Source organism: Pseudomonas sp. S09G 359 (assembly GCF_002843605.1).
Taxonomy (GTDB): domain Bacteria; phylum Pseudomonadota; class Gammaproteobacteria; order Pseudomonadales; family Pseudomonadaceae; genus Aquipseudomonas.
On sequence record NZ_CP025263.1, the window covers coordinates 1,552,181 to 1,578,539 of the forward strand.

The following is a 26,359-nucleotide window of genomic DNA, read 5'->3' on the forward strand; positions in this document are numbered from 1 at the left end:
CTCATAACAATAAAAGAGACGGACCCATGCAGAACTCGACCCAAGCGGCGAATGCCTGGCGCATTCTGTTCCTGCTGTTCCTGGCCAACCTGTTCAACTTCTTCGATCGCACCATTCCGGCGATCATCATCGAGCCAATCCGCATGGAATGGCACCTGAGCGACTTCCAGCTCGGCATCATCGGTACCGCCTTCACCATCGTCTACGCCATTGCCGGCCTGCCACTTGGGCGCTTGGCCGACACCGGTTCGCGCAGCAAACTGATGGGCTGGGGCCTGTTCGCCTGGAGCGGGCTGACGGCGGTCAACGGCCTGGTTGGCAGTTTCTGGACCTTCCTGTTGGTACGCATGGGCATCGGCATTGGCGAAGCCAGTTATGCGCCGGCGGCCAATTCCTTGATTGGCGACCTGTTCCCCGCGCATCGCCGCGCCCGCGCCATGGGCATTTTCATGCTCGGCCTGCCGCTGGGGCTGTTGCTGGCGTTCTTTACCATCGGCTGGATGGTCAAGGCGTTCGACAGCTGGCGCGCGCCGTTCTTCATCGCCGCGGTGCCGGGGCTGATCCTGGCGGTGTTCATGTTCTATATAAAGGAGCCCAAGCGCGGTGCGGCAGAGGCGGTGCAGGTTTCCCAGGAACGCGTCGACCGCCCGATCCGCCGCGTACTGGCGGTGCCGACCTTCCTCTGGCTGGTGCTGGCCGGGCTGTGCTTCAACTTTGCGACCTACGCGTGTAACTCGTTCCTGGTGCCAATGCTGCAGCGTTACTTCCTGATGCCATTGCAGGACGCGGCCGTCGCCACCGGCGTGATCGTTGGTCTCACCGGCCTGGTGGGCTTGACCCTGGGCGGCTGGATTGCCGACAAGATCCACCAGCGGGTCGCCAATGGCCGACTGCTGTTTGCGGCCTGCAGCTTGATTATCTCCACCGTCACCACCGCTTGGGCCTTGCATGCCGGGCGCATCGAGATTGGCGTGTTCGTGGCGCTGTTCAGTGTGGGCTGGCTGTTTGCCTATAACTTCTACACCTGCGTGTACACGGCGATCCAGGACGTGGTGGAACCGCGCCTGCGAGCGACGGCGATGGCGCTGTTCTTTGCCGGGTTGTACCTGTTGGGCGGTGGTATGGGGCCGATCGTGGTGGGTGGGCTGTCGGATCACTTTGCGCATTCGGCGATGTATGCGGCGGGGGCGGAGCAGATGACCGAGGCCTATAAAGCCGTGGGGTTGCATGACGCCATGTACCTGATCCCGGTGGCGCTGTTCTTGACCATGCTGTTTCTGTTCCAGGCGTCGCGCAGCTTTGTGCGGGATGCCAAGCGGATGAAGGATGGGTTGGGGGTGGTGGAGGTGCCGGCTGCTGCAGCAATAGCCTAAGGCTACTTGTGGCGAGCGGGCTTGCCCGCGTTGGGCTGCGAAGCAGCCCCAATAAGATCACCGCGTTTCTTCAGAGAAAACGTGGTGCGGATGTGGGGCCGCTACGCGGCCCAACGCGGGCAAGCCCGCTCGCCACAGTGTTTTTCAGTCGGACAGGGCAGCTATCAACCCGCCACCAACACCCGAATCGCTTCCAACCGCAGCGCCGCCTTGTCGAGCATGGCCAGGCCTTGCTCGCGTTGGTTACGCAGGGCTACCAACTCGCTGTCGCGCACGGTCGGGTTGACCGCTTGCAGCGCGGTCAATCGCGCCAGCTCTTCGTCGGTGTCCGCAGCCAAGCGGCGTTTAGCCTCGGCCACACGCTCGGCGTGACGTGGGGTGATTTTCTCTTCGCCGGCGTTGATCCGTGGCGTCAGCTGGTCGCGCTGAGCCTGGATAAACTTGTTGGCGCTGGCCCGTGGCACGCTTTCCAGCTGGTCATTCAAGGTTTCGAACGACACGCGGCCCGACAGGTCATTGCCATTCGCATCCAGCAGGCAGCGCAGGGCGGCCGGCGGCAGGTAGCGGCCCAGCTGCAGCGAACGCGGGGCAACCACTTCGCTGACGTAGAGCAGTTCCAGCAACACCGTGCCTGGCTTGAGCGCCTTGTTCTTGATCAGCGCCACGGCGGTGTTGCCCATGGAGCCGGACAGCACCAGGTCCATGCCGCCCTGCACCATCGGGTGTTCCCAGGTGATGAACTGCATGTCTTCGCGCGACAGCGCCTGGTTACGGTCGTAGGTGATGGTCACACCTTCGTCGTCGCCCAGGGGGAAGCTGGCGTCGAGCATTTTTTCGCTGGGCTTGAGGATCAGCGCGTTTTCCGAATGGTCTTCGCTGTCGATGCCGAACGCGTCGAACAGGGTTTCCATGTAGATCGGCAGGGCGAACTGGTCGTCTTGCTCAAGGATGTCCTCAACCAGTGCATCGCCTTCGCCGGCGCCGCCGGAGTTGAGCTCCAGCAGGCGGTCGCGGCCAGTGTGCAGTTCCTGCTCCAGGCGCTCGCGCTCGGCACGGGCTTCGTCGATCAAGGCTTGCCACTCGCCGTCGTCGGCGTTTTCCAGCAGCGGCAGCAGGCGCGGGCCGAACTGGTGCTGCAAGGCGTTGCCGGTCGGGCAGGTGTTGAGGAACGCGTTCAGCGCCTCGTGGTACCACTGGAACAGGCGCTCTTGCGGGCTGGTTTCCAGGTACGGCACGTGCAGTTCGATCACGTGCTTCTGGCCGATCCGGTCCAGACGGCCGATCCGCTGTTCCAGCAGGTCGGGGTGGGACGGCAGGTCGAACAGAACCAGGTGGTGGGAGAACTGGAAGTTGCGACCTTCAGAGCCGATTTCCGAGCAGATCAGCACCTGGGCGCCGAACTCTTCATCGGCGAAGTAGGCGGCTGCGCGGTCACGTTCGAGGATGTTCATGCCCTCGTGGAACACCGTGGCCGGGATGCCGGAGCGCACGCGCAGGGCGTCTTCCAGGTCCATGGCGGTTTCGGCGTGGGCGCAGATCACCAAGACCTTGGTGCGTTTGAGCATTTTCAGCTGGTCGATCAGCCACTCGACGCGCGGGTCGAAGCGCCACCAGCGGTTTTCTTCTTCTATATCCGGCTGCGACTGGAAGCTGACTTCCGGGTACAACTCGGCATGTTCGCCCAGCGGCAACTCCAGGTATTCGTCCGGGTTCGGCAGCGGGTAGGCGTGCAGCTTGCGCTCCGGGAAACCCTGCACGGCGGCGCGGGTGTTACGGAACAGCACGCGGCCGGTGCCGTGGCGGTCGAGCAACTCACGCACCAGGCGTGCGCTGGCTTCGGTGTCGCCATCGTCGACGGCGGTCAGCAGGGCTTCGCCTTCGTCACCGAGGAAACCCTGGATGGTCTTGTGCGCGGTCGGCGACAGGCGGCCCTTGTCCAGCAGCTCCTGCACCGCTTCGGCCACCGGGCGATAGTTTTCGCTCTCGGCGCGGAAGGCTTGCAGGTCGTGAAAGCGGTTCGGGTCCAGCAGGCGCAGGCGCGCGAAGTGGCTGTCCTGGCCCAGTTGTTCCGGGGTGGCGGTGAGCAACAGCACGCCGGGGATCACTTCGGCCAACTGTTCGACCAGCGAGTATTCCGCGCTGGCTTTCTCTTCGTGCCACACCAGGTGGTGAGCTTCGTCGACCACCAGCAGGTCCCAGCCGGCGGCGAACAGCGCGTCCTGGGCCTTTTCATCATCCACCAGCCATTCCAGAGCCACCAACGCGAGCTGGGTGTCTTCGAATGGGTTGGTGGCATCGCTTTCGATAAAGCGTTCTTCGTCGAACAGCGCAACCTGCAGGTTGAAGCGGCGGCGCATTTCCACCAGCCACTGGTGCTGCAGGTTTTCCGGGACCAGGATCAACACGCGGTTGGCGCGCCCCGACAGCAGTTGGCGATGGATCACCAGGCCGGCTTCGATGGTCTTGCCCAGGCCCACTTCGTCGGCCAGCAACACCCGTGGCGCGATGCGGTCAGCGACTTCACGGGCGATGTGCAGTTGGTGAGCAATAGGTTGCGCACGTACGCCACCCAGGCCCCACAGCGAGGACTGCAACTGGCGGCTGGTGTGTTCCAGGGTGTGGTAGCGCAGCGAGAACCAGGCCAGCGGGTCGATCTGCCCGGCGAACAGACGGTCGCTGGCCAGGCGGAACTGGATAAAGTTCGACAGCTGGGTTTCCGGCAGGGTGACCTGCTCGTTCTGCCCATTGAGGCCGTGGTAAACCAGCAGGCCGTCGACGTCGTCGACTTCCTGTACGGTCATTTTCCAGCCTTCGAAATGGGTGATGGAGTCACCCGGCGAGAACCTCACGCGAGTGAGGGGCGCATTCCGTAGCGCATACTGACGAGTGTCGCCAGTGGCCGGATAGAGCACGGTCAACAAGCGCCCGTCCTGTGCCAGAACGGTGCCTAACCCCAGCTCTGCTTCGCTGTCACTAATCCAGCGTTGCCCCGGTTGATACTGCTGCGCCATGCTGCCTGACTCCCGCCGTGAAAAAGCCGACTATCTTAACGGAACAAGCCCCTGCGCCCAAGGACTCTGACAAAAACTACTCCGTTTGGCTGGCGGGCAGAGCGCTGAATCGACGGGTGGCGGGCACTTGCGAGTGTCGACTGGGTCACAGGTTGGCGAGCCCGCGCTCAAGTCGCCGTGCAGCCCGCCGACAGCCTGCTGACAGGAGAATAAACATTATGTTGCCACCCATGCTGCCCGTCAGCGTTGTACCGGTTACGTCGCAACTCGACCCGGTACGCCAGAAGCCGGATATTCCGCCCGTGGTCCCTGTGCAAGCGGGTTCGAACGAAAGCACGATCGACCTGAAAAAGGGCGATGCCGAGCAGTCGACTTTTCTGCTGCGCGAAGAACAGCGCCGCCAGCAGGAACAGCAGAAACGCCGGCGCGAAGCCGCTGAAGACCCGGACCAGCACCTGGCGATCCCGGGCGATCTGCTTAACGCCGACAATACCGTTCCCGTGGTGCCGCTGATCGAAGACGCGCCGCGCCAGGGCTTGTGGGTGGACGTCGAAGTTTAATCGCGCAGTTCCTGCAGGGCGGCCATCAGCCGCTCGATATCGTCATCATTGTTCAACGGGCTGACGGAAATTCGCGCAACGCTGTCCAGCCCACGCGCGTGCATATCCAGCGGGGTGTAGGCGACGCCGTTGGCGCCGATGTTGATGCGCTTCAATCCCAACCGGCGTTTGAGTTCGAAGGCGTCCCAACCGGCGAGGTTGAAGGCGATCAGTCCAGAGTGACTGGCACCCAGGTCATGCAATGAAACTCCTGGAATCTGACGCAGCGCTTCACGTACTCGCGCACTGGTGCGTAGGACCTGGCCCCACACGCGCTCAACTCCCAAATGATTCATCTCCTGCAACGCATTGCCCAAACCCGCCAATAAGGCGTAGGACGCTTCGCTGGTTTCAAAGCGGCGGGCGTCGTTGCGCAGGTCGTAACCGCTGGCACTCCAGGGCGCGGAAAGCACATCGCGCTGGGCCGGGTTCAGGTGCTGCAGGAACTCCGCGCGTACGTACAACAGCGCCGTGCCGCGTGGCCCGCGCAGGTGTTTGCGGCCGGCCGACTTGAGCACATCACACTGCAGCGCCTGCACATCCACCGGCAGTTGGCCGACGGCTTGCCCGGCGTCGATGAAGTAGGGGATGGCGTGGCGCCGGGCAATAGCGCCGATGGCCTCGGCGGGGTTGATAAGACCGCCGTTGGCTGGCAGCCAGGTCAGGTCGATGAGTTTTACCTGTGCGTCAATCATCGACGCAAGCGCCTGCGGGCACGTGGCGCCGGTTGCATCGCAGGGGATGACTTCCACTCGCGCGCCTGCCTGCACGGCCAATTCCATGCTCGCCAGGTTGCCACCCCATTCGTGGCGGCCGACCAGGATGCGATCGCCGGGTTGCCACGCGCCGAGGGCCTGGAACGCGATGTTCCAGGCCGCCGAACCACTGCTGGCAAAGGCAATCGAGGCGGCGGGCGCGTTAAGCAATTGCGCGGCCGCGCGGCGGGCTTTTTCCACCAGCACGGCACCGTGCTCGCCGGCTTCCATCGGGCCGTCGCGGGCTTCGCGTTGCAGCTGCTCGATGATCGCGTCGAGGGTGGCCTGGCTCGGTAGGGAGGCGCCGGCGTGGTTGAAGTGCACAATGCCGGATTGGCAGCCAGGTGTACGCTCGCGCAGGTGCTGGATGTCGAGGCGGGTCACGGCTGCAACTCGAAAATCGCGTCAACCTCCACCGCCACGCCTGCCGGCAGGCTGGAAACTCCTACGGCGGTTCGCACATGCCGGCCCTTGTCGCCGAGGGCGTTGACCAGCAGGTTCGAGGCGCCGTTGGCGACCACGCTCTGGCGTTGGAAATCGCCGCTGCTGGCGATAAAGACCCCCAGGCGCAGCGTGCGCACCAGGCGCGACAGGTCATCACCGAGGGCATCGCTCAATTGCCCCAGCAGGCCGAGTGCCGCCAGTTCTGCCGCCTGAGCGCCTTCTGTATCGCTGAGGCTTTCGCCCAGTCGGCCGAGGTAGGCGGGTTTGCCCTCAACCATCGGTATTTGCCCGGAGACAAACAGTTGATTCTGGCTGATCACGTAGTTGATGTAGTTGGCCGCCGGCTGGGCCGGGGTGGGCAGCGTCAGGCCGAGGGCTTGCACGCGTTGGCGCAGGGAGTCGCTCATGGTGAATCCTCCTGGGTTAAGAGGGGCCAGCATGTTGGCTGCGGCGGTGGGCGACAAACGCATAGATCTCACGCGACGTATCGAAAAAACTCACGCGTCGGCGCAGGCTTCCTTCAGCCATTCGCTGAAGCAGGTGGCGGCGTCACTCGCGGCGCCTTGCGGTGTGATCAGCCAATAGCCGATATCGCTGTGGTACGGCGGCCAATCGAAGGCGTGCACCAGGCTGCCGTCCTCGAGCCTGCGCTCGATCAAACGGTGGCGGCCCATGGCGATACCCTGGCCGGCCACCGCAGCTTCGACCACGATGTTGTAGTCATGCAGCATCACGCGGGGGTGGCGAGCGAGGTCGACCTGATAGTGCTCGGACCAATCGGTCCATTCGAACGGGCGGTGCGACGTGGCCATCAGCAGCGGGCCGTCCTGCAACGCCTTGAACGCCGGGCTGCACACCGGGGAGATGACTTCCGCCATCAGCCGCGTGGCCTGGACATCGGGCCAGTCACCCTTGCCATAGCGAATTGCCAGGTCGACCTCGGCGGCGGCGACGTTGGCCAGTTGGATCGACGGCAACAGCTCTACTTGAATATGCGGATAGCGGTTCAGGAAACCGGCCAGGCGCGGAGCCAACCACAGCGTGGCGAAGGACGCGAGCAGGCCGATGCGCAACACCGTGGCGCTGGGGGCTATCCGTTGGCTACGCGTGGCGGTGGCGATGGCGTCGAGCGCTGGGCGGATTTCGTTGTAGTAGTGCTGGCCGTCGGCGGTCAGATCGATCGCCCGGGTGCGTCGGACAAACAGCGGTTTACCCAGGTGTTGCTCAAGTTTCTGCACCTGGTGGCTCAGGGCGCTCTGGGTGACCGACAACTCATTCGCCGCCTTGATAAAACTCAAATGCCGCGCCACGGCTTCAAAGGCGCGCAGGGCCAGCAGCGGGGGGAGGTCCTTGTGCAGTGCCACGTGAACACGTCTCCTGGGCAGGGCGGGAAGTGCCGATTTTGAGCGAGGGCCTGCCTTTTGTCGCGCGCTGATTTGCCGTTGGGCGGGGGAGGCCGCATTATTGAGGGACTCCCGCCACAACGTAAGCCAAGCCATGAGTGATGACGACAAGCTGATCGACCTGAATGCCGAACGTGCCAAGCGTGTGCATGACCTCAATGACAAGCGCCTGAATGAAGTGCGCCAGGCGTTTGAACAGGCGATGCCGTTGGGCAAAGCCAAGAAAAAACCGAAGAACAAGCCGAAAAAGCGTTGATACCACCTGCATCCGTTGATGCAGGTCAGTTATTGCCCTTCTTTACGCCCCGTCGCGGGCGACATTGATCCCCGTCAATTTTTCAATCCGCCTTCTCCATTAACTTAGCCCTATCGCAACAGGGCAAGCGCAGGAGGCCGGTCATGTTTATCGATAATGTGGTATTTGCCGGGGTGCTGACTGTCAGCCTCATGGTGCTGTTTTTTGTAGGGTTTGGGATTTTTATCTGGAAGGACGCTAATAAGCGTAAAGAACCCTAAGTCTTTCCGGGTTACATGAGCACGCAAGGCATTTTGGGCGACTTCGGTCGCCCTTTTTTTTGGGCTGGGTTTTGTGGGTATATCCGTTGTTTGGGCAACGGCTGATAGTGGTTTCGCCCTTACGGCGACTCACTTTGGAAAAGCCCCAAAGTAAGCAAAGGGCTCTTGCCCCAACACTCGGCACCTCGCTTAGGCTCGGTGTGCCCTCACTCCGGCTTGAATCCGTGGGCCGCCGCCATGGGCCATCCCTGGCCCATCGCGGCTAACCCGGCGTCCTGCCGGGTTACCCACGGATTCAAGCCTGCGTTCGGCCAGCGTGTTTAACGGGGCGCCTAAGATCAAGGTCACGATCAAGAGCGCAGATCAAGAGACCGCTGACTTCGTCAGCGAAAAGGATGTAAGGGCCGGAGCAAAAACAAAGCAGAGCAACAGCGCTTTTGATCTAACCACTCAGGTCGGCTTTCAGGCCGCCGTGCTCTGCTTTTGATCTGCTTTGTTTTTGAGTTTGATCTTAGGCGCCCCGTTAACCACGCTGGCCGAAAACGGGTAGTACGGAGCGGGTAAACCGGCAGGACGCCGGTTTAGCCGCGACGGGGCAGGGACGCCCCGTCGCGGCGGCCCGCGGAGTAGTACCTGTTTTCGGGCATACCGAGCCTAGGCGAGGTACCGAGTGGTGGGGCAAGAGCGTTTTGCTTACTTTTGCGCTGTTCAAAAGTGAGCCGCTGTAAGAGCGGAACCAATATCAGCCGTTACCGCAGAAACAGATATGTACTCATTCCAACAGCCAAAAAAAAGGCGCGATCCCAATCCGGGTCGCGCCTTTTTATTCAGCCTCAGGCCTCAGCCTATCAGCTCCCCAACGCCTTGGACGCCAGCCAGAACAACCCAGCCGACAACGCCACGGTCGCCGGCAAGGTCAACACCCAAGCCATCAGGATGGTCTTGACCGTGCCCCCTTGCAGGCCGCTCTTGTTGGCAACCATGGTACCGGCCACACCCGACGACAGCACGTGGGTGGTGGATACCGGCAGGGCAAAGATATTGGCAAAACCAATCATGGTGGCGGTGGTGATCTGCGCCGACATGCCTTGGGCATAGGTCATGCCCTGCTTGCCGATCTTCTCGCCGATGGTCAGTACCACACGCTTCCAGCCGACCATGGTGCCCAGGCCCAACGCCAGTGCGACCGCGAGGATCACCCAGAACGGCGCGTACTCGGTGGTGGCGGTCAGGTCTTTACGCAGCTTGTCGAGGTCGGACTTCTCACGGGCATCCAGGCCTGGCAGCTTGCCGACTTTCTTCGCGGTATCGTCCAGGCAGAGCAGGTAGCGACGCACTTCGATGCGGTGATCGGCCGTCAGCGAGTGGTAGTCGGACACACCTTTCAAGGTCTCGACCAGCGCGTTAATGGTCGGCTCGGTCTGCTGCGGGTTGCACTGGAACTTGCCTGGCAGGTCGTTCTTGACGCTTTTGCCCAGGGCCAGGAACTCGCCGAGCGTGGCGTTATTACGCTGGTAGAACTGGCTCAGGTGCACCGTCGCATCGCGGGTGCGTTCGATCTGGTAGGTGGTGCTGCCCAAATCGAGTACGAATTGCGCCGGCACGATACCGATCAGCACCAGCATGATCAGGCCGATGCCTTTCTGGCCATCGTTGGAGCCGTGCACGAAACTCACGGCCATGGCGGAAATCACCAGGACCAGGCGGTTCCAGAACGGCGGGTGCTTTTTATCGTCCAGCTTGCGGCGCTGGTCCGGGGTCTTGTGCATCTTCGACAGCGGGCGCCACCATTTCAGGCCGAGCAGCACCAGGGCTGCGACCAGGAAACCGGCCATCGGCGAGAACACCAGGGAGGCGCCGATATCGACTGCTTTCTGCCAGTTCACACCGTCAGCCAGGGGGATATCGTTGATCAGGGCGTTGGCCAGGCCGACACCGAGGATCGAGCCGATCAGGGTGTGGGAACTGGAGGCCGGGATACCGAAGTACCAGGTGCCCAGGTTCCAGGTGATCGCCGCGGCCAGCAACGAGAAGACCATTGCCAAACCATGGCCGGTGTTCACATTGATCAGCAATTCCACCGGCAGCAAGTGCACGATGGCATACGCGACACCGACACCACCGAGCAACACGCCGAGGAAGTTGAACACCCCGGAGAAGAACACGGCCAGGTGCGGCGGCATGGCTTTGGTATAGATGACTGTGGCCACCGCGTTAGCGGTGTCATGAAAGCCATTGATGAACTCGAAGGCGAGGACAAAGGCGAGGGCGAGCAACAGGCTCACTAGAACCCAAGCATCCAGTCCGCTGAATAAATCGATCATGAAGGTTTTCTGACCCGGTCGTAAGGGGGCGCGATTATGCCAGAAAACCTCGGTAATCGATGCACTAGCTGCTCATCGGTAACAATCTTCATTGAAAAAACCTGGGGGAATGGCGCTCATCCCAGGGTTTTCGGGGGTTTGGCAAGTCTTTGATTTATAACGCTCGGGGTCGAAAAGACCGGGTTTTGTCATCAAAACGTCACGTCTGAAACATTTGTATGAAAAATCGTTGGCGCCCGTAGGATGTTGACCAGTGGGTGCTGGTGCGAGGTGTCCTTGCCGATGATGCTCCGGCGCAGGCGCGCAGGCACGGGATGCTCAAACTGAAGCGCTTATGGCTCTTCGGCTTTGAGTTCCTGCTCAATCTTTTGAATTTCCTGAGCAAATGCCTGGTCGAGCAGGCTGGCTCGTTTGCGCCATGGTTTGCGCTCAGGTTCAGGCTGGGCGGCGTAGGTGGTGACTTCCCCGCCGTATACGTCCTTGTAACGTTGCTCCTGGCGCTCAAGTTCCGCGCGCAGTTCATCTTTCGTCACAGTGTTACCTAATTGAGTTGAGTGTAATTACGTTGCCGCGTTATGCCTGAATGTCGCCCTCGGGGTGTTCAAGTTTGAACCCGTGAGGGGTCAAGTTTGAAGTAACAGAGGAGAGGCCAGTTGTTATGGCCGCCATTCGAGGCAGTTAGTTGCGATCGACCCTGCACGGCCTGTGCACAGCTGGGGTGCTCCGGTCCCGACAATCAAACCGGGCTGACCTGCGCATAGGGTGCATTATAGCGGCGCATTTGAATAACACTATCGGCATAAAGTTAAAAAGCGTCAACGATGTGTGAGCGTTTTGTTACACAGACGCGTCAGTAGTTACGGGAATGTTGGCGTCATAAATTTCACAGGTCTGGGCGTAATAAAACATTGCTTTAACTTTGTCGGGCACGCAATTGGACGGGCCGCCTCCCGGCGCACGCCAAATTGCGATAATCGCATGATCGTCCGATAATCGCCCAATGTTGCCGGCCCAACCTTGTGTATCCCGGCCGGCGCGGCTTGTAATAGCGGCCAACCCTCCCAACGGTTGAAAATAAGACAAAGGATCTGGAAATGAACGATCAATTGCGCAACTCCTTCGCGTCAGTGGCGCCGCCGATCGTGGCTTCGCCGGCCAAGCGCATCCAGGCGTTTACCGGTGATCCGGACTTCATGACTTCCCTGGCCCGTGGCTTGGCCGTGGTGCAGGCGTTCCAGGAGCGCAAGCGCCACCTGACCATCGCCCAGATCAGTCACCGTACCGAAATCCCTCGCGCCGCCGTGCGCCGTTGCCTGCACACGCTGATCAAGCTGGGTTACGCCACCACCGACGGACGCACGTATTCGCTGTTGCCCAAAGTGCTGACCCTGGGCCATGCCTATTTGTCGTCCACACCCCTGGCCGTATCGGCCCAACCGTACCTGGACCGCATGAGCGAGCAGCTCCACGAGGCTTGCAACATGGCCACTCTCGAAGGCGACGACATTCTCTATATCGCCCGTTCGGCCACCACCCAGCGCCTGATTTCGGTGGACTTGTCGGTGGGCGGGCGCTTGCCGGCGTATTGCACCTCCATGGGCCGCATCTTGCTCGCGGCGCTGGACGACGCCTCGCTGCAGGATTACCTCGACCATGCCGACCTGCAAACCAAGACCAGCCGTACGCTGACCACCCCCGAAGCCTTGTTCGAATGCCTGCAACAAGTGCGGCAGCAGGGCTGGTGCATCGTTGATCAGGAGCTGGAACAAGGCCTGCGTTCCATCGCCGTGCCGGTGTACGACGCATCCGGCCAGGTGCTGGCCGCGCTGAATGTCAGCACCCACGCCGCCAGGGTCAGCCGTAGCGAGCTGGAGCAGCGCTTCCTGCCGAGCATGCTCAGCGCCAGTCGCGAGCTAAGTGCGCAGTTGTTTGCGTAAGCGTTCGGTGACCGCACAGATCCCGGGTTGATCAATTGACGCTGTTCCCCCTGGCTTATTAATGTGCGGCAGCGCTCCTTCAGGGGCCGCCGCCCAATAATAACGACGACCTCAGGCCGTCAGCCCGCCCTCGGTGTGGAATAAAAATAATGAATCAGCCTTCTGTCGGTACCACCCTGGACGTCCAGTCCTTTATCAACACCCAGCCACTGTCCCGTTACCAGTGGCGCGTGGTAATCCTGTGTTTCCTGATTGTCTTCCTCGATGGCCTCGACACCGCAGCCATGGGCTTTATCGCGCCCGCGCTGTCCCAGGATTGGGGCATCGACCGCGCCAGCCTGGGCCCGGTGATGAGCGCCGCATTGATCGGCATGGTGTTCGGTGCCCTGGGTTCCGGGCCGCTGGCCGATCGTTTCGGGCGCAAGGTGGTACTGGTCGGCGCGGTGTTGGTGTTTGGCGCGTTCAGCCTGGCCTCGGCCTACAGCAGTAATGTCGACCAACTGCTGGTGCTGCGCTTCCTCACCGGGCTAGGCCTGGGCGCCGGCATGCCGAATGCCACCACGTTGCTTTCTGAATACACTCCCGAGCGCCACAAGTCGCTGCTGGTGACCAGCATGTTCTGTGGTTTCAACCTGGGCATGGCGGGCGGTGGGTTTATCTCGGCCAAGCTGATCCCGGCCTTTGGCTGGCACGCCTTGTTGCTGATCGGCGGCATCCTGCCGTTGCTCCTGGCGGTGGTGTTGCTGGTGTGGCTGCCGGAGTCGGCGCGTTATCTGGTGGTGCGTAACCGTGGAACTGACAAGGTGCGCAAAACCCTGTCACCCATCGAGCCGACGATTGTCGCCCAGGCCACCGCCTTCAGCGTGCCCGAGCAAAAAACCGTCAAGGCGCGCAACGTGTTCGCAGTGATCTTTTCCGGCACCTATAGCGCCGGCACCTTGCTGCTGTGGCTCACCTACTTCATGGGCCTGGTGATCGTGTACCTGCTGACTAGCTGGCTGCCGACCCTGATGCGCGACAGCGGCGCCAGCATGGAGCAGGCGGCGTTTATCGGTGCGCTGTTCCAGTTTGGTGGGGTGTTGAGCGCCGTCGGCGTCGGGTGGGCGATGGACCGGTTCAACCCCCACAAGGTCATCGGCACGTTCTACCTGCTGGCCGGGGTGTTTGCCTACGCGGTGGGGCAGAGCCTGGGCAATATCACCTTATTGGCGACCCTGGTGCTGATCGCCGGGATGTGTGTCAACGGTGCGCAATCGGCGATGCCTTCGCTGGCGGCACGTTTCTACCCTACCCAAGGCCGCGCCACCGGCGTGTCCTGGATGCTCGGCATCGGCCGCTTCGGCGCGATCCTCGGCGCCTGGATGGGCGCCACTTTGCTGGGCCTGGGCTGGAACTTCGAGCAGGTGCTGACAGCGTTGGTGATTCCGGCTGCCTTGGCGACTGCCGCGGTGGTGATCAAGGGCATGGTCAGCCACGCTGACGCGACCTGAGATCGCAGGCGGTTAAAAATGTGGGAGGGGGCTTGCTCCCGATTGCAGTGGGTCAGGTAGAGATTAATCAACTGACACACCCTGATCGGGGGCAAGCCCCCTCCCACATTTGACCGAGTTCACCTGAAGATTAGCTAGACAACAATCCGTTCGATAATCGAACACTGAGTCGATTATCGGATTGTTTGACCCATTTCCCCGGCTTAATCTTCAAGCACTTCGGCGCCACCTCAGCGCCTTTTTCGATCCACACCGGGAGCCCAACCCCATGGCTGAAATTCTTGCGCTGCGTGACGCGGTGAAGCAATTCGTGAACGACGGCGATACCGTTGCACTGGAAGGCTTCACCCACCTGATCCCTACGGCAGCGGGTCATGAAATCATTCGTCAGGGCAAGAAAGACCTGACGCTGGTGCGTATGACGCCTGACCTGATCTACGACCAGTTGATCGGTGCCGGCTGCGCCCGCAAGTTGATTTTCTCCTGGGGCGGCAACCCGGGTGTGGGCTCCCTGCATCGCCTGCGTGACGCGGTGGAGAAACAATGGCCGCAACCGTTGGAGATCGAAGAGCACAGCCACGCTGACCTGGCCAACGCCTACGTTGCCGGCGCCTCGGGCCTGCCCTTTGCTGTGCTGCGTGCCTACGCCGGTTCCGACCTGCCCAAGGTCAACCCGCTGATCAAGACCGTGACCTGCCCGTTCACTGGCGAAGTGCTGGCGGCGGTGCCGTCGGTGCGCCCGGACATCACCGTGATCCACGCGCAAAAGGCCGACCGCAAAGGCAACGTGCTGCTCTGGGGCATCCTCGGCGTGCAGAAGGAAGCGGCGCTGGCGGCCAAGCGCTGCATTGTCACCGTCGAAGAAATCGTCGATGACCTCAACGCGCCGATGAACAGCTGCGTGCTGCCGACCTGGGCCCTGACAGCGGTGTGCCATGTGCCCGGTGGCGCGCACCCGTCCTACGCCCACGGCTACAACGAGCGTGATAACCGTTTCTACCAAGCGTGGGACCCAATCGCCCGTGACCGTGGGACCTTTACCGCGTGGATCGACGAATATATCCACGGCACTGCCGACTTCAATGAATTCCAGGCCAAGCTGGCCACCGCGCAGGAGGCCCAGTAATGGCTTACTCGACCAATGAAATGATGACCGTCGCCGCCGCCCGCCGCCTCAAGAACGGCTCGGTGTGCTTTGTGGGCATCGGTTTGCCCTCCAAGGCCGCCAACCTGGCGCGCCTGACTTCGTCGCCGGATGTGGTGCTGATCTACGAATCCGGCCCGATTGGCGCCAAGCCCTCGGTACTGCCGTTGTCCATCGGTGATGGCGAGCTGGCGGAAACCGCCGACACCGTGGTGCCGACCGGTGAAATTTTTCGCTATTGGTTGCAAGGCGGGCGCATTGACGTGGGTTTCCTCGGCGCCGCCCAGGTCGACCGCTTCGGCAATATCAACACCACCGTGGTGGGCGATTACCACCAGCCCAAGGTGCGCCTGCCGGGTGCCGGTGGCGCCCCGGAAATCGCCGGGTCCGCCAAGAGTGTGTTGATCATCCTCAAGCAGTCGTCGCGCTCGTTTGTCGACAAGCTGGACTTCATCACCTCGGTCGGCCATGGCGAAGGCGGCGATTCGCGCAAACGCCTGGGCCTGCCGGGTGCGGGGCCTGTAGGAATCATTACCGACCTGTGCACCATGGAACCGGAAGAGGGCACCCATGAGTTTGTGGTCACCGCGCTGCACCCTGGTGTGACCCGCGAGCAAGTGGTGGCGGCCACCGGCTGGGCGATTCGTTTCGCCGACCAGGTCGCCACCACCGCCGAACCGACGGAAGTCGAGCTGACGGCCTTGCGTGACCTCGAAGCCCGCACCGCCGCCGCCCATGGCCAAGCGCCTGGAGAAGCCTGATGCGCGACGTATTTATCTGTGATGCCATCCGCACCCCCATCGGCCGTTTCGGCGGTGGGCTGGCCACGGTGCGGGCCGATGACCTCGCCGCGCTGCCGATCAAGGCGCTGATGCAGCGCAACCCTTCGGTGGACTGGAGCGCGGTGGACGAGGTGTTCCTCGGCTGTGCCAACCAGGCCGGGGAAGACAATCGCAACGTTGCACGCATGGCCCTGCTGCTGGCGGGCCTGCCGGAGAGTATTCCTGGCGTGACCCTCAACCGCCTGTGCGCCTCGGGCATGGATGCGATTGGCACCGCGTTCCGCGCCATCGCCAGCGGCGAAATGGAGCTGACGATTGCCGGCGGCGTCGAGTCGATGTCCCGCGCGCCGTTTGTGATGGGCAAGGCCGACGCGGCGTTTTCGCGCAATATGAAGCTGGAAGACACCACCATCGGCTGGCGGTTTATCAACCCGTTGATGAAAGCCCAGTACGGTGTGGATGCCATGCCGCAGACCGCCGATAACGTCGCCGACGACTACCACGTATCGCGCGCCGACCAGGACGCCTTCGCCCTGCGCAGCCAGCAACGCACCGCCGCCGCGCAAGCCGCCGGCTTCTTCGCCGAAGAAATCGTGCCGGTACGGGTCGCGCATAAAAAAGGCGAAACCTTGGTCGAGCATGATGAGCACCCACGGGATACCACCCTGGACGCCCTGGCCAAACTCAAGCCGGTCAACGGCCCGGACAAGACCGTCACCGCCGGCAACGCCTCGGGCGTCAACGACGGTGCGGCGGCGTTGATTCTCGCCTCTGCCGAGGCCTTGAAAAAACATGGCCTGACCGCCCGCGCTCGGGTCCTGGGCATGGCCAGCGCCGGTGTGGCGCCGCGTGTGATGGGCATTGGCCCGGTGCCGGCGGTGCGCAAACTGGTAGAGCGCCTAGGCTTGGCCGTCACTGATTTTGATGTCATCGAACTCAACGAAGCCTTCGCCAGCCAAGGCCTGGCGGTGTTGCGTGAGTTGGGCATTGCCGATGATGCGCCCCAGGTCAACCCGAACGGCGGCGCCATCGCCCTCGGCCACCCGCTGGGCATGAGCGGCGCACGGCTGGTACTCACAGCCTTGCATCAGTTGGAAAAAACCGGCGGCCGCAAAGGCCTGGCGACCATGTGTGTGGGCGTCGGCCAAGGGTTGGCCCTGGCGATTGAACGCATCTAATAAGAGAGGATTGCTCCATGAGTGACAAGCCCGGTTACCGGCGCCCGCAAGCGGGCACTCAACCTGATTACCTGCACCCGGCCTACCAGTCGACGAACCTGCGTTCGCCGTCCAAGCCGTTGGTGTTTCTGCCCCATTCCTTGTCGGAAATCACCGGCCCGACCATCGGCGCCGAGCGGGTCAACGAGAAGGACAACGACCTCACCGCCCAGCACGATGGCGAGCCGCAGGGCGAGCGCATCATCATTCACGGGCGTGTGCTGGATGAAAACGGCCTGCCGGTGCCGGGCATTCTGGTGGAGATCTGGCAGGCCAACGCCGCCGGGCGCTATAACCACAAGCGCGACCTGCATGACGCGCCCCTGGACCCGAACTTCACCGGCACCGGGCGCACCGTCACCGATGCCGACGGCTGGTACCAGTTCCAGACCATCAAGCCCGGTGCCTACCCGTGGGGCAACCACCACAACGCGTGGCGCCCGGCGCATATCCACTTTTCGCTGTTTGGCCCCAGCGTGCTCACGCGCCTGGTCACGCAGATGTACTTCCCCGGTGACCCGCTGCTGGAATACGACCCGATCTACAACTGCGTGCCGGACACTTCGGCCAAGCAGCGCCTGATCGCCAGCTTCGACCTGGAAAAAACCATTCCTTCCTATGCCCTCGGCTACCGCTGGGACATCGTCCTGCGCGGCCGCGACGCCACGCCGATGGAGAAATGAGATGACACTCACTGCAACTACGTCCCACACCGTCGGGCCGTATTACCACATTGGCCTGACCTGGCTGAACCGCGAAGACCTTACCGTGCCCGCCACCCTCGGCGAACGCGTGGCGATCAGCGGGCAAGTGGTGGATGGCAACGGCGATGTGGTCAACGACGCCATGCTGGAAGTCTGGCAGGCCAATGCCGCCGGCAAGTACGACCACCCTGAGGATGAGCAGGACAAGGCCGTCGACCCAAGCTTCGAAGGCTTCGGCCGCGTGCCGGTGGATGCCGAGGGGCGTTTTCGCTTTACCACCATCAAGCCGGGCAGCGTGCCGGGGCTTAAAGGCACGATCCAGGCGCCGCACCTGGTGGTGCTGGTGTTTGCCCGTGGTTTGGTGAAACACCTGCTCACGCGGATTTATTTTGACGGCGAGGCGTTGAATGGGGATGACCCGTTGCTGGCGTGTGTGCCGGCAGAGCGTCGCGGCACCTTGATTGCCGAGCAGGATGGGGCAGGGGTGTATCAGTGGAATGTGATTTTGCAGGGGACAGATAGGGAAACGGTGTTCTTTGATTATTGAGTGATCTTCTAGGGCCCTATCGGGGGCAAGTCGAATCGTCGACCGCCCCTCCCACATTTTGATCTGTGAACACATTCAAAGGTGGGAGGGGGCTTGCCCCCGATGGGGCCGGCTCAGCCAACAACGATCCAAAAGTCTGCTTGCGGAACGAGCTTGTTGCAAAGTATGTCTAGGCTATAACCGTTCCCACTGAGTGAAAAAACCATGACAACAACAACCAGTCACTACACCGGAGAAGAACGCAGCAAACGGATTTTTGCGATTGTCGGGGCATCCTCCGGCAACCTCGTCGAATGGTTCGACTTCTACGTCTACGCGTTCTGCGCCATTTACTTTGCCCCGGCGTTTTTCCCGTCGGACAACCCCACCGTGCAGTTGGTCAACACCGCCGGCGTATTCGCTGCGGGCTTCCTGATGCGCCCCATTGGCGGCTGGTTGTTCGGGCGCGTGGCCGACAAGCACGGGCGCAAGAACTCGATGATGATCTCGGTGCTGATGATGTGCGCCGGGTCCCTGGTCATCGCGTTTCTGCCGACCTATAACGACATTGGCGTCTGGGCGCCTATCCTGCTGCTGGTGGCGCGCCTGTTCCAGGGTCTGTCGGTGGGCGGCGAATACGGCACCACTGCCACCTACATGAGTGAGGTGGCACTCAAGGGCCAGCGCGGCTTTTTTGCCTCGTTCCAGTACGTGACCCTGATCGGCGGCCAACTGCTGGCGGTGTTGGTGGTAGTGATCCTGCAACAGATCCTCAGCGAAGAAGAGCTGCGCGCCTGGGGCTGGCGGATTCCGTTCGTGATCGGCGCGATCGCGGCGGTCATCTCGCTGTTGCTGCGTCGCACCCTCAAGGAAACCTCCAGCAAGGAAATGCGCGAAGACAAAGACGCCGGCAGCATCGCCGCGCTGTTTCGCGACCACAAGGCCGCCTTTATCACCGTGCTGGGCTACACCGCCGGTGGTTCGCTGATTTTCTACACGTTCACCACCTACATGCAGAAATACCTGGTAAACACAGTGGGCATGCACGCCAAGACGTCGAGCTACATCATGACCGGCGCGCTGTTCCTGTACATGTGCATGCAGCCGTTTTTCGGCATGTTGGCGGACAAGATCGGCCGACGTAATTCGATGCTGTGGTTCGCCGGCCTGGGCACGTTGTTCACGGTGCCGATCCTGCTGACGTTGAAAACCGTCAGCAGCCCGTTCCTGGCCTTTGTGCTGATTACCCTGGCCCTGGCGATCGTCAGCTTCTACACCTCCATCAGCGGCCTGGTCAAAGCGGAGATGTTCCCGCCCCAGGTGCGTGCCTTGGGCGTAGGCCTGGCGTATGCGGTGGCGAATGCGGTGTTTGGCGGGTCGGCGGAAGTGGTCGCGCTGAGCCTGAAATCCATCGGCATGGAAAACACCTTCTATTGGTACGTTACCGCGATGATGGCGGTGGCCTTCCTGTTCAGCTTGCGCCTGCCGAAACAGGCGGCGTACTTGCATCACGATTTGTAAGGGATGGGTTATGACGCTGCGCACGAGCAATCAACTGTTCGACGCTTACTTCACCGCTGACAGCATGGCCGAGGTGTTCTGCGACCAGGGGCGCCTGCAAGGCATGCTGGATTTCGAAGCCGGGCTGGCGCGGGCGCAGGCCCGGGTCGGGCTGATTCCGCGCGCTGCCGTGGCACCGATTGCCCAGGCGTGCCTGGCGTCGCTGTATGACGTCGATGCCCTCGGCGTGGCGATTGCCACGGCAGGGAACTCGGCGATTCCGCTGGTGAAGGCGCTGGGCAAGTTGATTGCCAGTGAAGACGCCGAGGCCGAGCGTTTTGTGCACCTGGGCGCTACCAGCCAGGACGTGATGGACACCGGCCTGGTGCTGCAAGCGAGGCGCGCGCTGGAATTGATCGAAACGGACCTGGCGCAATTGGGTGAGATTCTTGCCGCCCAGGCTCAACGCTATGCCAGCGTGCCTTTGGCCGGGCGGACCTGGTTGCAGCATGCGACACCGGTGACCCTGGGGATGAAAATCGCCGGTTGGCTGGGCGCAGTGACGCGCAGCCGGCAACGTCTCACCGAACTGAAACCACGCCTGTTGGTGGTGCAATTCGGCGGCGCCTCCGGCACCCTGGCCGCGCTTGGCGAGCAGGCCATGCCGGTAGCCGAAGCGTTGGCGGCTGAGTTGCAACTGGGCTTGCCCGAACAACCCTGGCACACGCAGCGTGATCGCCTGGTGGAGTTTGCCAGTGTGCTTGGCCTGATCGCCGGCAGCCTCGGCAAGCTGGGGCGGGATATCAGCTTGCTGATGCAGACCGAAGCGGCGGAAGTGTTCGAGCCGTCGGCGCCGGGCAAGGGCGGCTCTTCCACCATGCCGCACAAGCGCAATCCGGTGGGCGCCGCCGTGTTGATCAGCGCGGCCACTCGTGTGCCGGGCCTGGTGGCGACGATGTTCAGCGCCATGCCCCAGGAGCACGAACGCAGCCTGGGCTTGTGGCACGCCGAGTGGGAAACCTTGCCAGAGATTTGCCGATTGGTCTCCGGCGCGCTGAAACAGGCGTTGCTGGTCGGCCAAGGGTTGGAAGTCGACCCCGAGCGCATGGCGCACAATCTCGAGCTGACTCAGGGCCTGGTGCTGGCCGAGGCCGTGAGCATCGTGCTGGCCCAACGCCTGGGCCGCGAAACTGCGCACCATTTGCTGGAGCAATGCTGCAAACGCGCGGTCGCCGAGGGGCGCCATTTACGCGCGGTGCTGGCGGATGAGCCGCAGGTTACCGCTGAGTTATCGAGCGCTGAACTGGACCGCCTGCTGGATCCGGCCCATTACCTGGGCCAGGCGCACACGTGGGTCACCCGCGCCGTAACCGAACACTTTGCATTGACTGCCTAAGGAGGCCTTTGTGGCATTTGTACAACTCGCCGACGGCGAACTGCATTACCAACTGGATGGCCCGGTAGACGCGCCGGTACTGGTGCTGTCCAACTCGTTGGGCACCGACCTGCATATGTGGGACATCCAGATCCCGGCCTTCACCGAGCATTTTCGCGTGTTGCGTTTCGACACCCGTGGCCATGGCAAATCCCTGGTCAGCGCTGGCCCTTACAGCATCGAGCAACTCGGACGCGACGTGATCGCGCTGCTGGATGCGCTGGATATCCCGCGCGCGCATTTCTGCGGGCTGTCCATGGGCGGCTTGATCGGCCAATGGCTGGGAATCAACGCCGGTGAGCGCCTGCAACGCCTGGTGGTATGCAACACCGCCGCCAAGATCGGCACACCGGAGGTGTGGAACCCCCGCATCGAAATGGTCCTGCGTGACGGCGCGGCCGCGATGGTGGCGCTGCGCGATGCCTCGATTGCACGCTGGTTCACCGCCGATTTCGCGGCGGCCAACCCGCACCAGGCCCAGCAGATCACCGATATGCTCGCGGCCACCTCGCCCGAAGGTTATGCGGCCAATTGCGCGGCCGTACGGGATGCGGATTTCCGCCAGCAACTGGCATCGATCAAAGTGCCGACCCTGGTCATCGCCGGCACCGAAGACGCGGTGACGCCACCGGCCGGTAGCCACTTTATCCAGAACCATGTGCAGGGGGCTGAGTACGCCGAGTTCTATGCCGCGCACCTGTCCAACGTGCAGGCCGGCGCTGCGTTCAGTGACCGCGTGTTGGACTTTTTGTTGGCGCGCTAACGCGCTTTTATTGTGGCGAGCGGGCTTGCCCGCGTTGGGCTGCGAAGCGGCCCTCAAACCTGCAAACCCAATTTCACAGCAAGCCTGCGTGGACCTTTCTGGGCCTGCTGCGCAGCCCAACGCGGGCAAGCCCGCTCGCCACAGGTAATCGAGCCTGAATCGAATTGAGTAAGGAGTTTTTTGTGGACGAGAAACAACGTTACGCCGATGGCCTGCAAGTGCGCCGCGAAGTACTGGGCGACGCCCATGTCGACCGCAGCCTGAATGCCCTGACCGAGTTCAACAGCGAGTTCCAGGAAATGATCACCCGCCACGCCTGGGGTGATATCTGGACCCGCCCCGGCCTGCCGCGTCACACCCGCAGCCTGATCACCATTGCCATGTTGATCGGCATGAACCGTAGTGAAGAACTCAAGCTGCACCTGCGCGCCGCCGCCAGCAATGGCGTGACCCGCGCCGAGATCAAGGAAGTGCTGATGCAGAGCGCGATTTATTGCGGGATACCGGCAGCGAATGCCACTTTCCACTTGGCCGAATCGGTATGGGATGAACTGGGCGTGGAATCACGTGAGTGATTACACGCTCCGCCCCCAGCGCTTTATGCGCTGTAAACTTTTCGAGGGTGCAGGCCCATTTCTTCTCGCAACGCGTTTTCGTTGAAAGGGTAAGGGTTGGTTGTGGTGGGTGGGGTTGAGGGATCGTTGTCGAAGTCGAAGGGTTCGGCATCGGTTTCCAGGCCTACGGCCTGGCGTTCAGCGTTGAGTTCGGTAAAGGTTGTACCGTCTGGATTTTTAACCACGGTATCGCCCGTCAACTGGCTGCCCGTTATTGCGTTGTAGGCATGGGATATTTCGTGATGGAGGTAGGTAGACGGCACAAGGAAGGCAGACGGGGTATCGGACGTCTGGTCTGAATCCGAGCGGTTATAAACCACTAAGTTGTTTTTATGGCCAGGGGCACGAACACCGTTCCTGATATCCCCTTTTGAATCCCCATCGTTGTTCGGAACGTAATTGGGGTCTGTGCTGTATCCGGAGTACCTATTTTCTTCGCCTTCAATGATCAGGATGTGCGAGCCTGTTCGTTCTGAATATGCATCCATGCCTTCCAGCATTTTTTGCCCTGTCGGGGAGCTTCTGTATAACTGAATGTCATCCCTGAACCGTTGGCTGAACTCTTGCGATCCGATACCGCGGAATGTCTTGGCGCCGGCTTCGTTGGGCACAGTTTCGATAAACTTGACGCCGGACGGTAGCTGCAGCTGGTCGCTGCGTTTGCCGTAAACAACCCCGTCATCGGTGTTGTTGGCGCTGGGATAGACCCTGTCATGTCCCAGCCCGGTATAGACGGCGCTGCGGCCAGCCGTGCTGATTCGATCATTGCCGTTGCCGCCGTTCATCACGTTGTGGCCGCTTCCCCCATACATTAGGTCGTCATCACTGCCGCCGTCCATATAGTTGGTTTTTGTGTTGGGGCCGTCGCCACCATACAGTCGGTCTCGACCGTTCCCTCCGTACATGACGTGAGAGCCCCGGCCTCCCATCAAGGTATCGTCGCCGTCGTTACCTTCGACATAACCGAGGCCACCGCCCAATCGAACTGTGTCGTTACCGGCACCGCCGTAGACTTTTATGCGGGCAACGACTTCAGGATCAATGTGGACGCGGTCGTCACCTTCATGGGTGTTTATGGTCAAGGTCGTAAGGGGAGTATTTCCCGCAGGCAAAAAATAAGATTGGCCATTTATTTGCGCGCTGAGTTTGCCCTCCGGCCCTTTACTGATGTGAACAGTATCCGCGCCCTTGCTCGTCTCAATTGTTAGCTCAGTCAGGTTGAATATTTTGTGTTGACCCCTTTGATTCAGTACCGTTGTCTTAGTGTTCAGGGATATATCCACATTCTTGTCACTGGCAATTTTAGTGGTTTGGGTGTCAGACGGGCTATTCGGAGTAATTGGGGCTGCGTGTGCATGGGAAGTTGAGGGCGCGCTGGAGGCGGACGGCGTCTGCATTGTGGGAACTCTTTTTGCGTGGTTGGGGATACTATTCCTGCAATACGTGGTGAAAAAAACACTGCACGTTCCTACACCGCAACCACGGCTTCATTTCAAAATATAAGTACACGACGGCTGTTATCCAGACGATCCCTTTCAGTGGGAATCGGCGTCCCACACCCAATTCCACACCCCCGGCAGGTGCACCGGCTCGCTCACCTCCTTGACCGTACGTGCCAACGCCGCGCGCTCCAACATGGCGTGGTCGGTGTAGAAGGGCTCGGCTGCAGTCTTCATACCGTTGACCCGCGCGCTGTCGAGCAGAATCTGCAAGTACTCCTGCATATGCCGCGCGGTGTAGCGATTGATGTCGTGGAAGGTCACCACCACCGGAATCACGCCGTCCACCGTCGGCAACTCACCTAGCGCGATGCGTTCGCGCACCACCGACAATTGCCGATACAGGTTGGCCCGCCGGCGTGGACTGCCGTTGAAGCCCCAGATCTTGCCGTCATTGGCGCTCAAGTCGGTGAGTAGCACCTGCATGCCATGACGCTGATAGGCGGCGAAGGTGCGCCGGTCGTAGTTCCAAAAGGGAGGACGTACCAGCACCGGCGGGCTGCCGGTGATCGAGGCAATATCGGCTGCGCCCTGGGCGAGGGTGCGCTCCAGTTCGGCGTTGCTCAGCCAGCGATGGTTGGTGTGAAACCCCGTGGCGGTGTGGAAGGCCAGGATATGCCCGCCCGCATACTCGCGCTCCATGGTCTTGCGCCCGCGGGAGCTGCCGCCGGAGCGACTCGCTTCGGTCTGCAGGAAGAACACCGCCTTGATCCCCGGGAGTATCGGGTTGTGCGCCAGGTCAGCGACCACCGAACGGCTCGGGTTGTTGTAGCCCGACGCGCTGGGGCCGTCATCGAAAGTCAGCAGAAAACGGATCGGCGCCTGGGTTTGCAGGCGTTGTTCGGTCTGCGGCGTCAGGGCAATGGGCGCGCCAATGCAGCCGCTCAGGCTCACGGCCAGGGCAAGTACAGCGAGTGCGGCAGCGAAGGATTTCATGGGGGATGCGGGCTCGAATAAAGGCCGCTGCTGGGGGGATCAGCAGCGGCAGGCGCGCACCATACAGCAAGTTTGACGCCGGTTTACAGCAGACTTATCGGGTAGCTGACGATCAACCGGTTTTCATCAAATTCATTGTTGCTGTAGTCGCGGCGCATGCTGGAATTGCGCCAGCGCACGGTAAGGTTTTTCAGGCTGCCGCTTTGCACGGTGTAGCCCAATTCGCTTTCGCGGCCCCATTCCTTGCCGTCGGTGATAGTGCCGGTGTGCACATTGCTGCCGCTGATATAGCGGTTCATCAAGGTCAAGCCGGGCACGCCGAGGGCGACGAAGTTGTAGTCGTGGCGCACCTGCCAGGATTTTTCCTGGGCGTTGTCGTAGCTGGAGTTGTAGCTGTCGTTGGCCAGGGTGCCGCCACTGGTGCCGTTGACGCGCATCCAGGCGTTGTTGCCGGTGAGTTTTTGCAGGCCGACGTAGAAGGTGTTGCCGCCATAACGGGCGGAGAACAGGCCGGACCAGGTCTTGTTGTCCAGCTCGCCGGCACGCGCGCTGCCGTCGTCCTTGCCATAAAAGAAGCCGAGGTTGGCGCCCAGAGTCCAGTCGCCGATGGGTTGGCTGTGGGTGACGTTGACGAATTGCTGGCGGTAGATGTCCTTGAGCTGGGCATTCCACAGGCCGATCTGGGTGCGCTTGTCGTTGAACGCGTACTCGCCGCCCTGGAAGTTGAAACGGTCCGAGGTGAACGCGGTTTTACCGACCATCGACATGTCGGTCATGCTGCTGTCATCCCGTGGGCTGTTGGCGCGGAACTGGCCGCCATACAACGTCAGGCCGTCGATCTCCTTGGAGGTGATCTGCCCGCCGCGCAGGGTTTGCGGCAGCGAACGGCCATCGTCCGCACGCAGGATCGGCAACACCGGCATCCATTCGCCCACTTTCACTTCGGTCTTCGAAATCCGCGCCTTGAACGCCACGCCGAGGCGCCCGAACTCATCCGCCGGGCGGCCATCGTGGTCCAACGGCAGCAACTGGGTGCCACCGGTGCCGCGCCCGCCATCGAGCTTCAAGGAGTACAGCCCCAGCACATCCACACCAAAACCCACCGTGCCTTGGGTAAAGCCGGACTTGGCGTCGAGGATGAAACTTTGCGTCCACTCCTGCGCGCCACCCTGGGTTTTGGTGGGGTTGGTGTAGTTACGGTTGAAGAAGAAATTGCGCAGGTTGAGGTTCGCACTGGCGTCTTCGAGAAAGCCGTGTTCTTCGGCGACGACGGGCAGGGCAAGGCTGGCGACAGCGGTTGCCAGCAATAGCTGGCGCGGGCGGAACGTGCTCATGGTGTTGGACCTGTTGTTATTGGGGTTATGCAGGTGGCGGCCATGGTGCCGGG

24 protein-coding genes are annotated in these 26,359 nt (G+C 61.6%); 15 read left to right on the top strand and 9 right to left on the bottom strand.

Annotated elements, in window-relative coordinates; genetic code table 11:
* Positions 1 to 26: 26 nt before the first annotated feature.
* Positions 27 to 1,373: an MFS transporter gene (locus CXQ82_RS07005; RefSeq protein ID WP_101267394.1), complete on the top strand. Its 1,347-nt coding sequence runs from the start codon at positions 27 to 29 to the stop codon at positions 1,371 to 1,373.
* A gap of 164 nt (positions 1,374 to 1,537) precedes the next feature.
* On the opposite strand, the gene rapA is transcribed toward CXQ82_RS07005, so the two are convergent.
* The gene (rapA, locus tag CXQ82_RS07010; protein WP_101267396.1) at positions 1,538 to 4,384 is read right to left on the bottom strand and encodes an RNA polymerase-associated protein RapA; all 2,847 of its coding nucleotides are present in this window, start codon (positions 4,382 to 4,384) and stop codon (positions 1,538 to 1,540) included.
* Between the two features lie 218 nt (positions 4,385 to 4,602).
* Here rapA and CXQ82_RS07015 point away from each other — a divergent pair, with 218 nt between their 5' ends.
* Entirely contained in the window at positions 4,603 to 4,944 is a 342-nt protein-coding gene (locus CXQ82_RS07015; RefSeq protein WP_101267398.1) for an aspartate-semialdehyde dehydrogenase, read from the top strand.
* On the opposite strand, the gene CXQ82_RS07020 is transcribed toward CXQ82_RS07015, so the two are convergent.
* The 3 genes from CXQ82_RS07020 to CXQ82_RS07030 all read right to left on the bottom strand — a co-directional run bounded on the left by CXQ82_RS07020 (position 4,941) and on the right by CXQ82_RS07030 (position 7,546).
* A complete protein-coding gene (locus CXQ82_RS07020; RefSeq protein ID WP_101267400.1) occupies positions 4,941 to 6,122 on the bottom strand; it encodes an aminotransferase class V-fold PLP-dependent enzyme in 1,182 nt (393 codons plus the stop codon). The two genes, CXQ82_RS07015 and CXQ82_RS07020, sit on opposite strands and share 4 nt — an antisense overlap.
* Positions 6,119 to 6,589: a RidA family protein gene (locus CXQ82_RS07025; protein ID WP_101267402.1), complete on the bottom strand. Its 471-nt coding sequence runs from the start codon at positions 6,587 to 6,589 to the stop codon at positions 6,119 to 6,121. The genes CXQ82_RS07020 and CXQ82_RS07025 overlap by 4 nt, the downstream gene beginning before the upstream one ends.
* Positions 6,590 to 6,679: 90 nt before the next feature.
* Positions 6,680 to 7,546: a LysR substrate-binding domain-containing protein gene (locus CXQ82_RS07030; protein ID WP_101267403.1), complete on the bottom strand. Its 867-nt coding sequence runs from the start codon at positions 7,544 to 7,546 to the stop codon at positions 6,680 to 6,682.
* 133 nt (positions 7,547 to 7,679) lie between these two features.
* Here CXQ82_RS07030 and CXQ82_RS31380 point away from each other — a divergent pair, with 133 nt between their 5' ends.
* Positions 7,680 to 7,841 carry a hypothetical protein gene (locus CXQ82_RS31380; RefSeq protein WP_003172386.1) on the top strand — a complete coding sequence of 54 codons (162 nt, stop codon included), beginning with the start codon at positions 7,680 to 7,682 and terminating at the stop codon, positions 7,839 to 7,841.
* 143 nt (positions 7,842 to 7,984) lie between these two features.
* Positions 7,985 to 8,101: a cytochrome c oxidase subunit CcoM gene (gene ccoM, locus CXQ82_RS31755; protein WP_276145525.1), complete on the top strand. Its 117-nt coding sequence runs from the start codon at positions 7,985 to 7,987 to the stop codon at positions 8,099 to 8,101.
* An 848-nt stretch (positions 8,102 to 8,949) separates the two neighbouring features.
* On the opposite strand, the gene CXQ82_RS07040 is transcribed toward ccoM, so the two are convergent.
* Positions 8,950 to 10,425, bottom strand: coding sequence for an inorganic phosphate transporter (locus tag CXQ82_RS07040; RefSeq protein WP_101267405.1), 1,476 nt, complete (start codon positions 10,423 to 10,425; stop codon positions 8,950 to 8,952).
* A gap of 332 nt (positions 10,426 to 10,757) precedes the next feature.
* Positions 10,758 to 10,958, bottom strand: a complete 201-nt coding sequence (locus tag CXQ82_RS07045) for a hypothetical protein (protein WP_003172389.1) — start codon at positions 10,956 to 10,958, stop codon at positions 10,758 to 10,760.
* Between the two features lie 561 nt (positions 10,959 to 11,519).
* Between CXQ82_RS07045 and pcaR the strand changes: the two genes are divergently transcribed.
* The 11 genes from pcaR to pcaC all read left to right on the top strand — a co-directional run bounded on the left by pcaR (position 11,520) and on the right by pcaC (position 22,498).
* A complete protein-coding gene (gene pcaR / locus CXQ82_RS07050; protein WP_101267406.1) occupies positions 11,520 to 12,362 on the top strand; it encodes a pca regulon transcriptional regulator PcaR in 843 nt (280 codons plus the stop codon).
* Positions 12,363 to 12,511: 149 nt separating this feature from the next.
* Positions 12,512 to 13,852 carry an MFS transporter gene (locus CXQ82_RS07055; RefSeq protein WP_101267408.1) on the top strand — a complete coding sequence of 447 codons (1,341 nt, stop codon included), beginning with the start codon at positions 12,512 to 12,514 and terminating at the stop codon, positions 13,850 to 13,852.
* 268 nt (positions 13,853 to 14,120) lie between these two features.
* Positions 14,121 to 14,978 (top strand): CoA transferase subunit A, encoded by an 858-nt coding sequence (locus CXQ82_RS07060; protein WP_101267410.1) that lies wholly within the window; start codon positions 14,121 to 14,123, stop codon positions 14,976 to 14,978.
* Positions 14,978 to 15,757 (top strand): CoA-transferase subunit beta, encoded by a 780-nt coding sequence (locus CXQ82_RS07065; RefSeq protein WP_101267412.1) that lies wholly within the window; start codon positions 14,978 to 14,980, stop codon positions 15,755 to 15,757. Before CXQ82_RS07060 ends, CXQ82_RS07065 begins: the two co-directional genes overlap by 1 nt.
* Positions 15,754 to 16,956 carry a 3-oxoadipyl-CoA thiolase gene (pcaF, locus tag CXQ82_RS07070; RefSeq protein ID WP_177409945.1) on the top strand — a complete coding sequence of 401 codons (1,203 nt, stop codon included), beginning with the start codon at positions 15,754 to 15,756 and terminating at the stop codon, positions 16,954 to 16,956. Before CXQ82_RS07065 ends, pcaF begins: the two co-directional genes overlap by 4 nt.
* A 17-nt stretch (positions 16,957 to 16,973) precedes the next feature.
* Entirely contained in the window at positions 16,974 to 17,678 is a 705-nt protein-coding gene (pcaH, locus tag CXQ82_RS07075) for a protocatechuate 3,4-dioxygenase subunit beta (RefSeq protein ID WP_101267416.1), read from the top strand.
* Between the two features lies 1 nt (position 17,679).
* On the top strand, positions 17,680 to 18,246 hold the full coding sequence (gene pcaG / locus CXQ82_RS07080; RefSeq protein ID WP_101267418.1) for a protocatechuate 3,4-dioxygenase subunit alpha: 567 nt from the start codon (positions 17,680 to 17,682) through the stop codon (positions 18,244 to 18,246).
* Between the two features lie 204 nt (positions 18,247 to 18,450).
* The gene (locus CXQ82_RS07085; RefSeq protein WP_101267420.1) at positions 18,451 to 19,746 is read left to right on the top strand and encodes an MFS family transporter; all 1,296 of its coding nucleotides are present in this window, start codon (positions 18,451 to 18,453) and stop codon (positions 19,744 to 19,746) included.
* Between the two features lie 10 nt (positions 19,747 to 19,756).
* Positions 19,757 to 21,121: a 3-carboxy-cis,cis-muconate cycloisomerase gene (locus CXQ82_RS07090; RefSeq protein ID WP_101267422.1), complete on the top strand. Its 1,365-nt coding sequence runs from the start codon at positions 19,757 to 19,759 to the stop codon at positions 21,119 to 21,121.
* Positions 21,122 to 21,131: 10 nt separating this feature from the next.
* On the top strand, positions 21,132 to 21,923 hold the full coding sequence (pcaD, locus tag CXQ82_RS07095; RefSeq protein ID WP_101267424.1) for a 3-oxoadipate enol-lactonase: 792 nt from the start codon (positions 21,132 to 21,134) through the stop codon (positions 21,921 to 21,923).
* A 182-nt stretch (positions 21,924 to 22,105) separates the two neighbouring features.
* Complete coding sequence (gene pcaC / locus CXQ82_RS07100; RefSeq protein WP_024073913.1) at positions 22,106 to 22,498, top strand: 4-carboxymuconolactone decarboxylase; 393 nt, start codon at positions 22,106 to 22,108, stop codon at positions 22,496 to 22,498.
* A 23-nt stretch (positions 22,499 to 22,521) separates the two neighbouring features.
* Here the strand turns inward: pcaC and CXQ82_RS07105 are convergent, their stop codons facing one another.
* The 3 genes from CXQ82_RS07105 to CXQ82_RS07115 all read right to left on the bottom strand — a co-directional run bounded on the left by CXQ82_RS07105 (position 22,522) and on the right by CXQ82_RS07115 (position 26,306).
* The gene (locus CXQ82_RS07105) at positions 22,522 to 23,934 is read right to left on the bottom strand and encodes a M91 family zinc metallopeptidase (RefSeq protein ID WP_101267427.1); all 1,413 of its coding nucleotides are present in this window, start codon (positions 23,932 to 23,934) and stop codon (positions 22,522 to 22,524) included.
* Between the two features lie 138 nt (positions 23,935 to 24,072).
* On the bottom strand, positions 24,073 to 24,972 hold the full coding sequence (locus tag CXQ82_RS07110; RefSeq protein WP_101267429.1) for a polysaccharide deacetylase family protein: 900 nt from the start codon (positions 24,970 to 24,972) through the stop codon (positions 24,073 to 24,075).
* An 83-nt stretch (positions 24,973 to 25,055) separates the two neighbouring features.
* A complete protein-coding gene (locus CXQ82_RS07115) occupies positions 25,056 to 26,306 on the bottom strand; it encodes an OprD family porin (protein WP_101267431.1) in 1,251 nt (416 codons plus the stop codon).
* Positions 26,307 to 26,359: the final 53 nt, after the last annotated feature.